Below are 13,756 nucleotides of genomic sequence, written 5' to 3'. Positions count from 1 at the left end.
AGTGGCATAATTGTTTATACCAACAAAGAAAGTCCGCAATGATCAGCGAGGACAGCGAGCCCACCCACGTCAAGATTGTCCGTTCGCAGCAATACTTCAACAAGCTGAGCCTGTTTTTCTACGATGCGCTGCTGTACGGCGTGATTTCGAAATATGCCTGGGGATGCTCGATTGCGCGGCTCGATGCGCATTACCGCAAGCACATCAGCGCCAATCACCTTGAGGTCGGGGTCGGCACCGGATTCCTGTTGAACCGGGCGCCGCTGGTACCCACGGCGCGCCTGGCGCTGATGGACCTGAGCGCCGAATGCCTGGCTAAGACCTTGCCGAAGGTGGCGCGCTACCGGCCGGAAACGTACGTGCAGAATATCCTGGAGCCCGTGAAACACGCGGTCGCGCCCTTCGATTCGATCAGCATCAATTATGTGCTGCACTGCGTGCCAGGCAGCCTGGACCAGAAAAGCATCGCCCTCACCCATCTGGCGGCCCTGCTGGCGCCGGGCGGACGCCTGTTCGGCACCACGGTGCTGTCGGAAGGCGTGCGCAAGAACCTGCTGGCGCGGCCCTTCATGTGGCTGATGAATGCGCTCGGCGTGTTCAACAACCGGCAAGACAATGCGCGGGCCCTGGAAAACTATCTGCGCGCCCATTTCACGGTGGTCGAGTTCAAGGTGGAAGGCGTGACGGCGATTTTCGCGGCCGAACACAAGCCGTCCTGACGGGAACGGGCTTGGAGTACAGTATCGTGTCCACCCCACGCAAGGAGCCCGCGTCATGACGACGGTAGCAAGCACGATCGCATTGAGCGGATTCGACTATGGAGGCGAACCGGAGATCCGGATCATGGCGGACGCCAAGGTCGTTCTCGCGTTCGAGTACATGCCGCCGTCCTTCGTTGAGGACCGGGATGCGTACGGCAACTTCGACCAGCAGATCGAAGCGGCGATCGGTGTGCCGGTGCTGTGGGAGGACCGGGAAATTTTCACCATCGAAACCCCAGCGGCGGACACCGTCGCCCGATTGACCGACTTCATCCAGAACTACCAGCACGACGGCAAGTGGCTTACGCCGCCGGCAGCGACACAATGAAGCTGCTGCCCTTGCCCGCTTCCGACTTGATGCTCAGGCTGCCGCCGTGGCGCAGCAGCACGTGCTTGACGATCGCCAGCCCCAGCCCGGTGCCCTGGGTTTCGCGCGAGCGGCTCTTGTCGACCCGGTAAAAGCGCTCGGTCAGGCGCGCGATGTGCTTCTGGTCGATGCCGATGCCGGTGTCCGTGGCGACGAACTGCGGGCCGTTCGGTCCCATCTGCCAGGCCAGGTGCACGGTGCCGCCCGAGGGCGTGTAGCGCACCGCGTTCGAGGCCAGGTTGCCGAAGGCGCTGCGCAGCTCTTCCGGATTGCCCGAGATATTCGGCCCGTTGACGCTCGCCGTGATCTGGTGCTTGCCGCCCGACAGCGCCCTCGCCTCCTGCACGATCTGCTCCATCAGCGCCGGGATGTCGACCGATTCGCTGCGCAGCGGATAATCCATCGATTCCAGGCGCGACAGGGTCAGCATGTCTTCGATCAGGCGCTGCATGCGATGGCCCTGCTCGGTCATCAGTTTCAGGTGCGACATGCGGGTTTCCGGATCGAGGTTCATTTCGCTCGAGGCGATTTCCAGGAAGCCGACGATCACCGTGAGCGGTGTGCGCAGCTCGTGCGAGGCGTTGGCGATGAAGTCGCGCCGCATTTCCTCGATGCGCTGGGTTTCGGTGGCGTCGTGCGTGACCAGAATCTGGCGCCGGTTCTCGAACGGGATGATCTGGCAGATCAGCTTGCGGTCGCGCAAGCTCAGGGTCAGGGGGTTTTCATAGCGGCCGAGAATGATGTAGTCGATGAAATCCGGATGGCGGATCAGGTTGGTGACCCGCATGCCCTTGTCGCGCTCCAGGGTCAGGCCGAGGTGGCGTTCGGCGGCCGGGTTGCACCATTCGAGGAAGAGGACGTCGTCCATGATGGCCACGCCGTCGGGCAGCAGGTGCATGGCCTGGCGGAAGCGGGCCAGCCATTCGGTCAGTTCGGCCTGGTTGCGTTCGTCGTCACGGCGCAGGCGGTACAGGCGCGAGAAGATATTGGTCCAGGAACCCCAGCCATCGGGGAGTTTGGCCGAGTGTGGGTCGTCCAGCCAGTCGCCGAGCTGGTGCAGGTAGGAGAGCTGGATGAACAGCAAGACGAGGACGGTGAGAAAGGCCACGGCCAGGCCGTAGACCAGGCCGAACAGCCACCAGAATACGCCCGCGCCAAGCAGGATGAAGCTCATGCGCAGCAGCGCGGGAATCCAGAACAGCAGTTTGGGGTTCATGTTGCGGGGGGTGTCCTTGTTCAAGCTAACTGGATAAACCCTCGTTTACCGTTAGCTCCGTCGTTCCCGCGCAGGCGGGAACGACGATTTTTAGAGTGGCTATGGCGATTGCGGTTTCGCTAACAACACCTACTGCGTCAACATCATTTCTCCGACAGCATATACCCCACGCTGCGCACCGTCTTGATCAGCTTTTCCGATTCCTTGAGCGCCTTGCGCAGCCTGAGCACATGCACATCGACCGTGCGTTCTTCGATCACCACATGGTCGCCCCATACCTTGTCGAGCAACTGGCTGCGCGAAAACACCCGTTCCGGATGCGCCAGCAAAAACTTCAGCAACTTGAACTCGGCATGCCCCATGTCGATCTTCTGGCTATCGATCGACACCGTGCAGCTGACCGGGTCCAAACTCACCGGCCCGGCGCTCATGACCGCCTGGTCATGCTCCGGGCTTTTGCGGCGCAAGAGCGCCTTGGCGCGCGCCAGCAGTTCGCGCGGGGAAAACGGCTTGGTCACGTAATCGTCGGCGCCATTGTTCAGGCCCGCGATCTTGTCCTCTTCCATGCTCTTGGCGGTCAGCATGATCACCGGAATATCCTGGAAGTTGCGGTCCGAACGCATGCGCGAGAGCAGGCGCAAACCTGTCTGGTCCGGCAACATCCAGTCCAGCAGCATCAGGTGCGGTATGCGCTGCTGCATGAATTCCCAGGCATCCGCCACATTCTGCACCGAACACACATTCCAGCCAGCCTCGCGCAGCGAGAACGTGACCAGTTCCACAATCGCCGGCTCGTCTTCTACTATTAATACAGTCGTTTTGTCAGATGCCATTGATATTACGGTAAGGGGTTGTCAGGGATCGAATGCGCCTGTTTGGTGTGCCGGATATCCTTGCCTTCGACGACGTAGATGACATATTCCGCAATGTTCTTGGCATGGTCGCCGATACGCTCGATGGCCTTGGCCACCCACAAGGTGTCCAGCGCCGAGGAAATCGTGCGCGGGTCTTCCATCATGAAGGTGATCAGGTTGCGCATGATCGAGCGGAATTCATGGTCGATCACCGCATCCTGGGCGATCAGCTGCAAGGCCTGCTTGCCGTCGAGGCGCGCAAACGCATCCAGCGCATCGTGCAGCATGTCGGAGGTGGCGGTGGCGATCGTGCGCACCATTTCGTAATGGTTCACGCCGACCGCGCCGCGCCCGTGCAGATTCTTGGAGGTGCGCGCAATCTTGGCCGCTTCGTCGCCGATGCGCTCCAGGTCGGTGATGACCTTGATCGTGGCCATGACCGTGCGCAAGTCGTTGGCGGTCGGCTGGCGCCGCACGATCAGGTGGCTGCAGGCGTCGTCGAGCGCCACTTCCAGCTGGTTGACTTCGTCGTCTTCCGCGATCACGCGGTCGGCGCGCTCCAGGTTGCCGATGCGAAAACAGGTCATCGCGTCGAGGAACTGAGTCTCGACGATGCCGCCCATCAGCAATACCTTGGAGCGGATGGTTTCAAGTTCGTGGTCATACTGCTTGGATGAATGCTCACCTATCATTGCTGCTCTCCGTAATGTGAATTGTCGCGGCTCAGCCAAAGCGTCCGGTGATGTAATCCTGCGTTTCCTTGCGTGCGGGATTCATGAAAATCTGGTCGGTCTCGCCGAACTCGACCAGCTCGCCCAGGTACATATAGGCGGTGTAGTCCGAGCAACGCGCGGCTTGCTGCATATTGTGGGTCACGATGGTGATCGTGTAATCCTGCTTGAGTTCGCTGATCAGTTCTTCCACTTTCGCGGTCGAGATCGGATCGAGCGCCGAAGTGGGCTCGTCGAGCAGCAGCACGTCGGGTTTCACCGCCACGCCGCGCGCGATGCACAGGCGCTGCTGCTGGCCGCCCGACAAGGACAGTCCGCTCTTGGACAGCTTGTCCTTGACCTCGCCCCACAGCGCCGCTTTTTTCAATGCCCATTCGACCCGTTCGTCCATTTCGCCCTTGGACAAGTCTTCGTACAGGCGCACGCCGAAGGCGATGTTGTCGTAGATCGACATCGGAAACGGGGTCGGTTTCTGGAATACCATGCCGACCTTGGCGCGCAGCATGTTCACGTCCTGGCCCGGCTCGAGGATGTTCTTGCCGCGGTACATGATCGAGCCTTCCGCGCGCTGGCCGGGGTACAGATCGTACATGCGGTTCAGGGTGCGTAGCAGGGTCGACTTGCCGCAGCCGGAAGGGCCGATGAAGGCCGTCACCTGTTTTTCGTAAATGTCGAGGCTGACATTGGTCAGGCTTTGCGTTTTCCCGTAAAAGAAATTGAGGCCGGAAATCTCGATCGTCTTGTTCTTTGGCGTTACAGTAGGAATCGGTGTAGGCATAGGGCTCATAAGATGGATCGGTCGATTATTTCGTGGTTTTCTGGCTGAACATGGTACGCGACACAATGTTCAATAACAACACGCTGAAAGTCAGCAACAGCGCCGCGGCCCAGGCCAGGTTGATCCAGTTGTCGGACGTGCTCATCGCGAACTGATTGATGACCACCGGCAGGTTGGCGATCGGCGCGTTCATGTCGGAACTGAAGAACTGGTTGTTCAGGGCCGTGTACAGCAGCGGCGCGGTTTCGCCAGTGATGCGCGCCACCGCCAGCAGCACGCCGGTCACCACGCCCGATTTGACAGCGCGCAGGCGCACCGTGGTGGCCACTTTCCAGCGCGGGGCGCCCAGGGCGAAGGCCGCTTCGAGCAAGCTTTGCGGCACCAGGCGCAGCATGTTGTCGGTGGTGCGCACGACCACCGGAATGGCGATCAGCGACAGCGCGATCGACCCGGCGTAGCCCGAATAGTGCTTGGAGACGTTGACATACATGGTCCACACAAAGATGCCGAGCACGATGGACGGCGCCGACAGCATGATGTCGGTGACGAAGCGGGTGACCTGGGCGAAGCGGTTTTCTTCGCCGTATTCAGCCAGGTAGACCCCGGCCAGGATGCCGATCGGGGTACTGATGAATGTAGCCAGGCCGACGATCATCACGCTGCCGACGATGGCATTGCGCAAACCGCCGCCGTCGCTGCCGGGACCGGGCGTATCCTGGGTGAACAGGCCGAGCGAGAGTCCGGCGAAGCCCTTGCTCAGCAAGGTCCACAGGATCCACATCAGGAAAATCAGGCCGACCGACATGGCCATGACCGACAGCGCGATGCCGACCCGGTGCTTCCAGAGGCGCTTGCGGTAGACGGGATTGAGAATGGTCTGGCTCATTTGACGCCTTCCTTGCGCGACATTCCGGCCAGCATCAGCTTGGCGGCGGACAGGACGATGAAAGTGATGATGAACAGGATCAGGGCCAGCGCCAGCAGGGACGAGACGTGCAGCGCGGACTGGGCTTCGGCAAACTCGTTGGCCAGGGTCGAGGAGATGCTGTTACCGGCCGAGAAGATCGACCACGACAGCTTGTTGGCGTTACCGATCACAAAGGTCACCGCCATGGTTTCGCCGAGCGCGCGGCCCAGGCCGAGCATGACGCCGCCGACCACACCGGTCTTGGTGTACGGCAGCACGATCTTGCGCACGACTTCCCATTTGGTGCAACCCAGTCCGTAGGCCGATTCTTTCAGCACGGCCGGGACGATCTCGAACACGTCGCGGATCACGGAAGCGATAAAGGGAATGATCATGATCGACAGCACCAGGCCGGCGGTCAGGATGCCGATCCCCATCATCGGGCCGGTGAACAGCTGGCCGATGAGCGGCAAGTGGCCGAGGGTGTTTTTCAACAGCGGCTGCACGTATTCGGCGAACAGTGGCGCAAACACGACCATGCCCCACATGCCGTAGATAATCGACGGGATGCCCGCCAGCAGTTCGACGGCGGTGCCCAGCGGGCGGCGCAGCCAGACCGGGCAGATTTCGGTAAGGAACAGCGCAATGCCGAAGCTGACTGGAAACGCGATCAGCAGGGCAATGATCGAGGTGGCGAGGGTGCCGACGATGGCGATCATGGCGCCGTATTTGTCGTTGCCCTGGTCCCATTCGACGCTGGTGATGAAGCCGAGGCCGAATTCCCTGAAGGCCGGGGCGGCGCCGACCACCAGCGAACCGATGATCCCGATCAGCACGATCAGGACCGATGCCGCGAACAGCAGGGTTATTTTGTGGAAGAAAAAATCCTGGATGCGCTGCTTGCGCATCGTTGACAGCATGGCGACCAGTTCGCGGTCAGGCACCGCCGGTTTGCTCATATCCATTGCGATAGTTGGGTTTGCGCTCATTGATTGACTTCGCTAGGTGTCCACATGGAGGTAGTTTCAAGGTGTTGCTTTAATGCTGACCGGCAGGCATGCCCCATGGCTTGCCTGCCGCGATTTCTTTGCACAAATGCACTTGCAGGGCGGGCACCAGACCCACCCTCTTCCGACTTACCAGATAGCCTTGCCGGAAGCGTCTTTCAGATTGGCTTTCCAGGAGTCGCCCACCAGCTTGGTGACGCTGTCCGGCAGCGGCACGTAGTCCAGTTCGACAGCCGATGCGCCGCCATTCTTGAACGACCAGTCGAAGAACTTCAACACTTCCTTGCCCTTGGCGGCATCGGCCTGGCTCTTGTGCATGAGGATGTACGACACGCCGGTGATCGGCCAGCTGTTCTTGCCAGCCTGGTCGGTCAGCACGACGCCGAAGCCTGGCGCCTTGGCCCAGTCGGCCGAAGCGGCGGCGGCCTTGAAGTTGTCGTCGTCCGGCTGCAGGAAAGTGCCTTCCTTGTTCTTGAGCTGGGTGTGGGCGATCTTGTTCTTCTTGGCGAACGCCCATTCCACGTAACCGATCGAGTGCTTGACCCGCTGCACGGTCGAGGCCACGCCTTCATTGCCCTTGCCGCCCACGCCGGTTGCCCATTTCACGGATGCATCGGCACCGATCTTGGTCTTGAATTCCGGCGACACTTTCGACAGGTAATCGGTGAACAGAAAGGTGGTGCCGGAGCCGTCGGCGCGGTGCACCACGGTGATTTCTTCGGCCGGCAACTTGACACCCGGGTTCAGGGCGGCGATTTCAGGCGCGTTCCACTTGGTGATCTTGCCGAGGTAGATGTCGGCGATGACCGGGCCGGTCAGTTTAAGGACGCCAGGCGCGATGCCATCGAGGTTCACCACGGTCACCACGCCGCCCATGATGGCCGGGAACTGCATCAGGCCGGCGGTCTCGAGTTCTTCCGCGCCGAGCGGCTTGTCGGAAGCGCCGAAGTCGACGGTTTTCGCCTTGATCTGTTTGATGCCGGCGCCGGAGCCGACGGATTGATAGTTCAAGCCATTGCCGGTCGCCTTCTTGTACGACTCCGCCCATTTTGCATAGACTGGGTAAGGAAAGGTCGCACCCGCGCCGGTCATGTCCACCGCGAGGGCGGAGGTCGATGCCGCCAGTGCGCTGACGCCAACGATGATGGAAGCCAACAACTGTTTCATTCGCATATCAAGTCCTTGTGGGTTATACAACGTGGAATGCTGCGCAGTCTAACGCGCAAATATGACACGTTTATGACATGACCGAAATCCTGTAAGAATCCCTACTTTGGCCGCATGGTACGCTTGGCAGGCCGATTCGCCATGTCACACAATTCGCAGCCCGTGTCACCGACCTGTAATATTTCTTTATTACACTGGCTGCGTTTACTATTATCTATCTGACTAGTTAAAGACATAATGAAAACTGCAACGACGCCGGACCCGGCGCGCGCCAACATCTTCCTCGACCGGGAGCTGTCGCAATTGACGTTCAACCGCCGCGTGCTGGCGCAGGCCGAAGATACGTCGCTGCCTCTGCTGGAGCGGCTGCGCTACCTGTGCATTGTCAGTAACAATCTGGACGAATTCTTTGAAGTGCGGGTCGCCAGCCTGCTGGCCCAAGGCAACCTGGCGGAAAATCCGGCATTGGCGGCCAACCTGGCGCGCATCAGTAACGAATGTCACAATCTGGTCAAGGACCAGTACGCCGTTCTCAACACCGAAGTGCTGCCCGAACTGCAGAAAAACGGCGTGCACCTGGTGCGCCATACCGACCGTAACGAAGCGCAGCGCGCCTGGGTCAAGGAATATTTCGAGCGCGAGGTGCGCCCCCTGCTCACCCCGATCGGGCTCGACCCTGCCCACCCGTTTCCGCAAGTGGTCAACAAGAGTCTCAACTTCATCATTTCACTGACCGGCAAGGATGCCTTCGGGCGCGGCACGGGCATTGCCATCGTCAAGGCGCCGCGGGTGCTGCCGCGCGTGATCCGCCTGCCGGATCATTTGTCGACCAATGGCGGCATTTCCTTCTGCCTGCTGTCGTCGATCATCCATTCGCACATCGAAGACTTGTTTACGGGGCGCGAGGTGATCGCCTATTCGCAATTCCGGGTCACGCGCGACAGCGACCTGTGGGTCGACGAGGAAGAGGTCAAGAACCTGCGCCAGGCGCTCAAGGGCGAGTTGCAAGGGCGCCAGTTCGGTACTTCGGTGCGACTGGAAGTGGCCAAGAACTGCGTGCCCGAACTGGCCGATTTCCTGCTCGAACAGTTTGGACTCGACAAGAGCCGCCTGTACGCCGTGGACGGCCCGGTCAACCTGGTGCGCCTGGCCGAGCTGATCGACCATGTGAAGCAGCCGAACCTGCGCTTCGAGCCTTTTGTCCCCGGCATGCCGCAAAAGACCGCGCACCACGATATCTTCGAGCAGCTCAAGAAGCACGACATCTTGCTGCACCACCCTTTCCAGTCGTTCCAGACCGTGGTCGACTTCATCCAGGTGGCGGCGCACGATCCGTCGGTGGTGGCGATCAAGCAAACCATCTACCGCACCGGCATGCACTCGGACCTGATGGAAGCGCTGATGGCGGCCGCCCGCGCCGGCAAGGAAGTGACGGTGATCCTGGAACTGATGGCGCGCTTCGACGAAGAAGCCAACATCAACTGGGCCGACAAGCTGGAGCAAGCCGGGGCCCAGGTGGTGTACGGCGTGGTCGGCCTGAAAACCCACGCCAAGGTCGCGCTGGTGATCCGGCGCGAGGAAGCCGACGCCGACGGCAATCCGGGCGGGCTGCGTTTCTACGCCCACCTCGGCACTGGCAACTACCACCTGACCACCACGCGGCTGTACACCGACTTCGGCCTCCTGACCGCGCACGCGGAAATGGCGCAGGAAGTGAACGAAGTGTTCATCCATCTGACCAGCCTGACCAAGCCGCACAAGCTGACCCACTTGTGGCTCGCGCCGTTCGCGCTGCAGAGCGAAATCATCAAGGCGATCCGCAATGAAGCCAAGATCGCCCGTGCGGGGCGTCCGGGGCGCATCATCGTCAAGATCAACGCGCTGGTGGACGAATCAGTGATCCGCGCGCTGTACGCGGCCTCGCACGACGGCGTGAAGATCGACCTGATCGTGCGCGGAGCCTGTACCTTGAAACCGGGGGTGCCGGGGCTGTCGGAAAATATCAAGGTGCGCTCGATCATCGGGCGTTTTCTGGAACACAGCCGGATCTATTACTTCCGCAACGACTTGGCGCACGATGTGTACCTGGCCAGTGCCGACTGGATGAGCCGCAACCTGTTCCGCCGCATCGAAGTGGCCTTCCCCATCCTGGACAAGGCGCTCAAGCGGCGCGTGATTACCGAGGGTTTGAACCCCTACCTGAAAGATAACACGAATGCCTGGGAGCTTGAGCCGAGCGGGCATTACCAGCGGCGCCAGGTGCGCGGCAAGCAGCTTGAATTTTCGGCGCAGCGACATTTGATGCAACTTTTGGGCACGCCGCCGGTCGATAGCGAGTAAGGAGAGGACAGCATGGATCTGATTTTATGGCGGCACGCGGAGGCCTACGACGCCGAGCCGGGCCAAGACGACATGGAGCGCGCGCTCACGCCCAAGGGGCAGAAGCAGGCAAGACGCATGGCCGACTGGCTGACCTCGCAGCTGCCCGACAGCTGCCGCATCCTGGTCAGCCCGGCGCTGCGGACCTTGCAGACGGTGGAACCGCTCAAGCGCAAGTTCAAGATCGTGCACGATCTGGCGCCGGGCGCCGATCCGGAAGATGTGCTGATGGCGGCCAACTGGCCGAATGGGCGCGAGCCGGTGCTGGTGGTCGGGCATCAGCCGACCCTGGGCCAGGTGGCGGCCTTGCTGCTGTCGGGCCAGCCGCAGGATTGGCAAATCAAAAAGGCCAACGCGTGGTGGCTGGTGCAGCGCGAGCCGCTCGATCCCTACAGCCTGTATTTGAAGGGCGTGATGGCGCCGGATCTGATTGTTAAATAAGTGCATCGCAACCTTGAATTGCGGCATCCATCTGCTAAAGTTTAGATGTATCAACTACGGGAGAAATCGCTCAACGGCGGTTCATGATCATGTTAAGCATGTTTGTCATGGCCATTTTTGGAGGGATGGTTGGGTTGGTGCTGTATGAACTGGTGGAAGAGGTTCACGGCAGCGCTCTCGACCTGCGCGATCGCTATCACGAATAGCACTGGGCCTGGTAAGGGCCGATCGGGATAGGGGGCGGTTAGGGTACCTGACCGATCCCCGCCCACGTCACCCGGCATGCGGGTGCGCAGCGGGCGGTTCAGAAAGTTGAGGTTACGGGAGTCGAGGAATGCCAGGACGGTCAACGCAGGCGATCGTCAGTACATTGTTCGGGCCCATGTTAATGTTGCGCCACCAGCGGCGACTGTTCTTCGTCATCAGTGACGCCCCTTGGGGTCTCGCTTCCAAGCTCGTCAGTTCTCGGTGGGCCGTCGTCCCGTGCCCCATGTTTCAAATGGATTGCCCACGTGCGACAACGTATCCATTCGCTTGGCACGAAATTACCAATACAAGCGTTCAAAGAGTGGTAGCAGAGAAGGCCTGAATTATTTGCCCGACGCGTACATGACCACGCGGGTCTTGACACTTATTTACCCAATCAAAAGTCTAATATCTGGCCTTTCTTTTACGAGACGCTCCGCCTCCCTCGCCAACTCACCAAGCCTGCTAAAATAATGACTTTTAGCCTGTATTGATACGTCACTCAAAGTTAAAATAGCTTCACGAATAATTTCTATCTCTTCAAGAAATAACGCCAAATTTATTTTTGTAACCTCGGAAAAAGTTCCCCAATCAATAAGAGTTAGTTCGTGTTTCTCCGCGATAGGTTCAATAACAGAACGAAACCCCGACTCCGTAGAAACAGGGAGGTCATAAAATTTCTCAACATCATTTATCGGGTTTCCGACTGAAAGTGTAACACTCATTTCCCCCCCTGTGTTTTATCGCCATAGACAACAACAAAATTAAAATCTGGATATTTCTGACGAAGAATTCCGGCTTCTCTGTTCATTACTGATTGCAACACAGCACCATCCCCAATGAACCTGATTTCAATATTCTTAAAATCCCGAATGTCGTTCAGTTGAGGCGTGCTCCTCGTATTTTCTCCATCGCCATTTGGCCTAATAGCATCGGCGCTTTTCAGCGCAGCGATTTTTGCATGAATTTTTGAAATAACTTTTTCATCGATATATTTTTCCGCTTGCCCCACAATTAACTTGTCGCGTTCTTCAACGCTCAATGCCGGATCAAGCCGCTTACCAAATTGCGAGCCGTTTTTATCTTCAACTATGGTTTTTGTCACCATGTCAATTTTATCGAATTCTGCCAAAACCCTTCGATTAACATCAAGGAGTTCATTACCTATAAAATAGTTCGTTCCTTCCTTTAATTCTACGGCCGGCAGGTGAAGGGGAGCATTCAATGCAAGTGGGGCTTTTCCTGCGCCGTTTGAAATTAGGAATTTAACCGGCACATCTGTTTCGACATTTTTACATGCCCCCTTCGAACAACCAAGAACAGAATTATTGCCAGAAATCGCTACTTCTGTCGACGATGGCGACTTAGGCGCGTCTAAGGCCAACGTATTCACATAGTCACCGGTCAACGGATCGATGATTTTTGGCGGCTGAACTTTCCAGCGCGCAGCGAGCGCGGCCATTTCGGCCGGCGTCAGAACTTCCCCGTAACGACCCGGCTTTACTTCCCAAGCTTGGATATGTTCTTTGGCTCTATGACGTTTTCGGTGAAACTTGACGACCGTCGCGGTATCGCCTAATTGAAACCGACCGCTTCACGGCGGCCTGCAAGGGATTGTCGGGTAAATGAGCGAGTTTGGACATGCGCACATAGGCGATAGCGATGAAGTTGGCGGCGGTCCGGAAGCCGCGCGCTGCTCGCTTGGCTTGCTGAAGCATGCCATTCATCGCTTCGACATAGGCGTTGCTGCGGCCATCGAGCATGCCGCGCACGATGCCTGGCAGGCGCTCGCGCAGCGTCAGCGCCAGTTTCTTGAACGGTTCGAGTCGGCTTCGGCGGGCCCACGATATCCAACGCTCCAGCGCCGCCTGCGCCGCTTCCGCGCTGTTGGCGGCCGCGGCGTGCCGATAGGTGTCCCGCAATGCTTCTTTCAGCCGCCACGCCCTTGCGGTCTTGAGCCGGGAACGCTGCAAGAGATACATCGTGTCGCGCTGGCGCGCCGTCCAGCTGTGCGCGTCGCGGCGCATGCCCCACATCAACGCACGGACGGTCTTGCGTTCGCTCCCCAAGGCGCTGCGAACGACGCGCGGATACTCCGCCATTTCCAGCTTGCGTACCTTGTCCATCGCATCGTTGGCCAAGGCGATCACGTGGAAACGGTCGAAACTGATCTGGGCCTGCGGCAATTGCTCGGTGACGCCTTTGATGTAGGCCTGGCCCATGTCCATGCAGACGTGCTCGATCCGCTGCGGCTGCCCGCCATGGGCGATCAGATCGGCCTTGAAAGCGAGCACCGTCTCGTGGTCGCGGCCTTCGGTGGCGAACAGCAGGCGCTTGGCATCCAGGTCGTGAACGACCGTCACGTACTGGTGGCCCCGCCGAAGGCTGGTTTCGTCGATTCCGATGAGCTTCACCTCGCTCATGTCATCCTTGCCGCGCGCCACCGCGACGTAATGGCCGACGCTGCGCCACAGGCGATGCGCCGTCACACGCAGCAGCCGGGCGGTCTCGGCCACGGTCATTGTTTGGCACAAGGACATGGCCAGAGCCTCGAACAGCAGGGTGAAATGACTGCCAGGGCGCGACCATGGCACTTCGATGCGCGAGGTCTTTCCGCAGGAGCGGCAGCGCACGCGCGGTACTTCTGCGTGCACCCAAGCTTCAAATTGAAAGAAATCGAGGTGCCGCCAGCTGCGCTGCATGCGGCTGTGGATCTTCTGCGCCGGCGCCTTGCAGGCGGGGCAGGCCATTTCCTCGCTATGATAGCGAACTTCAAAGTCGATCCGTTTCGCTCCCGTGTCGAGCTTCAATTCGCTCACCTCCCACGGGGCTTGCAAGCCAAGTGCGGTGGTGAACAGGGTTTCCATGCCAATACTCAAACTGCCCTCTCCAGCCGGAAACG

The 13,756-nt window shown here is 59.4% G+C and carries 15 protein-coding genes; 5 read left to right on the top strand and 10 right to left on the bottom strand.

Going from position 1 to position 13,756, the window contains the following annotated elements:
* Positions 1–38 precede the first annotated feature (38 nt).
* Both IV454_RS19945 and IV454_RS19940 read left to right on the top strand, forming a co-directional pair.
* The gene (locus tag IV454_RS19945; RefSeq protein WP_206087498.1) at positions 39–719 is read left to right on the top strand and encodes a class I SAM-dependent methyltransferase; all 681 of its coding nucleotides are present in this window, start codon (positions 39–41) and stop codon (positions 717–719) included.
* A 55-nt stretch (positions 720–774) separates the two neighbouring features.
* A complete protein-coding gene (locus IV454_RS19940; RefSeq protein WP_206087497.1) occupies positions 775–1,089 on the top strand; it encodes a hypothetical protein in 315 nt (104 codons plus the stop codon).
* Here the strand turns inward: IV454_RS19940 and phoR are convergent.
* The 7 genes from phoR to pstS form a co-directional block, all read right to left on the bottom strand.
* Entirely contained in the window at positions 1,064–2,344 is a 1,281-nt protein-coding gene (gene phoR / locus IV454_RS19935) for a phosphate regulon sensor histidine kinase PhoR (protein ID WP_206087496.1), read from the bottom strand. The genes IV454_RS19940 and phoR overlap by 26 nt on opposite strands.
* Positions 2,345–2,487: 143 nt before the next feature.
* A complete protein-coding gene (locus tag IV454_RS19930) occupies positions 2,488–3,177 on the bottom strand; it encodes a response regulator (RefSeq protein WP_054267438.1) in 690 nt (229 codons plus the stop codon).
* A 5-nt stretch (positions 3,178–3,182) separates the two neighbouring features.
* Positions 3,183–3,890: a phosphate signaling complex protein PhoU gene (gene phoU, locus IV454_RS19925; protein ID WP_206087495.1), complete on the bottom strand. Its 708-nt coding sequence runs from the start codon at positions 3,888–3,890 to the stop codon at positions 3,183–3,185.
* 31 nt (positions 3,891–3,921) lie between these two features.
* A complete protein-coding gene (pstB, locus tag IV454_RS19920) occupies positions 3,922–4,707 on the bottom strand; it encodes a phosphate ABC transporter ATP-binding protein PstB (protein ID WP_054267436.1) in 786 nt (261 codons plus the stop codon).
* A 25-nt stretch (positions 4,708–4,732) separates the two neighbouring features.
* Positions 4,733–5,593, bottom strand: coding sequence for a phosphate ABC transporter permease PstA (gene pstA / locus IV454_RS19915; protein ID WP_206087494.1), 861 nt, complete (start codon positions 5,591–5,593; stop codon positions 4,733–4,735).
* Positions 5,590–6,573 (bottom strand): phosphate ABC transporter permease subunit PstC, encoded by a 984-nt coding sequence (pstC, locus tag IV454_RS19910; protein WP_229521736.1) that lies wholly within the window; start codon positions 6,571–6,573, stop codon positions 5,590–5,592. The genes pstA and pstC overlap by 4 nt, the downstream gene beginning before the upstream one ends.
* Before the next feature lie 177 nt (positions 6,574–6,750).
* The gene (gene pstS / locus IV454_RS19905; protein ID WP_206087492.1) at positions 6,751–7,794 is read right to left on the bottom strand and encodes a phosphate ABC transporter substrate-binding protein PstS; all 1,044 of its coding nucleotides are present in this window, start codon (positions 7,792–7,794) and stop codon (positions 6,751–6,753) included.
* Between the two features lie 231 nt (positions 7,795–8,025).
* Here pstS and ppk1 point away from each other — a divergent pair, with 231 nt between their 5' ends.
* The 3 genes from ppk1 to IV454_RS33345 all read left to right on the top strand — a co-directional run bounded on the left by ppk1 (position 8,026) and on the right by IV454_RS33345 (position 10,814).
* Positions 8,026–10,128 carry a polyphosphate kinase 1 gene (gene ppk1 / locus IV454_RS19900; protein ID WP_206087491.1) on the top strand — a complete coding sequence of 701 codons (2,103 nt, stop codon included), beginning with the start codon at positions 8,026–8,028 and terminating at the stop codon, positions 10,126–10,128.
* Between the two features lie 12 nt (positions 10,129–10,140).
* Positions 10,141–10,608: a phosphohistidine phosphatase SixA gene (sixA, locus tag IV454_RS19895; RefSeq protein WP_054267431.1), complete on the top strand. Its 468-nt coding sequence runs from the start codon at positions 10,141–10,143 to the stop codon at positions 10,606–10,608.
* 83 nt (positions 10,609–10,691) lie between these two features.
* The gene (locus IV454_RS33345) at positions 10,692–10,814 is read left to right on the top strand and encodes a hypothetical protein (RefSeq protein ID WP_267690969.1); all 123 of its coding nucleotides are present in this window, start codon (positions 10,692–10,694) and stop codon (positions 10,812–10,814) included.
* A 429-nt stretch (positions 10,815–11,243) separates the two neighbouring features.
* Here the strand turns inward: IV454_RS33345 and IV454_RS19890 are convergent, their stop codons facing one another.
* The 3 genes from IV454_RS19890 to IV454_RS19880 all read right to left on the bottom strand — a co-directional run bounded on the left by IV454_RS19890 (position 11,244) and on the right by IV454_RS19880 (position 13,733).
* Positions 11,244–11,579, bottom strand: coding sequence for a hypothetical protein (locus IV454_RS19890; RefSeq protein WP_206087490.1), 336 nt, complete (start codon positions 11,577–11,579; stop codon positions 11,244–11,246).
* Positions 11,576–12,316: a hypothetical protein gene (locus IV454_RS19885; protein WP_206087489.1), complete on the bottom strand. Its 741-nt coding sequence runs from the start codon at positions 12,314–12,316 to the stop codon at positions 11,576–11,578. Before IV454_RS19885 ends, IV454_RS19890 begins: the two co-directional genes overlap by 4 nt.
* A gap of 70 nt (positions 12,317–12,386) precedes the next feature.
* On the bottom strand, positions 12,387–13,733 hold the full coding sequence (locus IV454_RS19880) for an ISL3 family transposase (protein WP_206092754.1): 1,347 nt from the start codon (positions 13,731–13,733) through the stop codon (positions 12,387–12,389).
* Positions 13,734–13,756 lie beyond the last annotated feature (23 nt).

The organism is Massilia antarctica (assembly GCF_015689335.1).
Taxonomy (GTDB): Bacteria; Pseudomonadota; Gammaproteobacteria; order Burkholderiales; family Burkholderiaceae_D; genus Telluria_A; species Telluria_A antarctica.
Note: the sequence above shows the minus strand (reverse complement) of the source record. Positions and strands in the feature narration are given on the sequence as shown.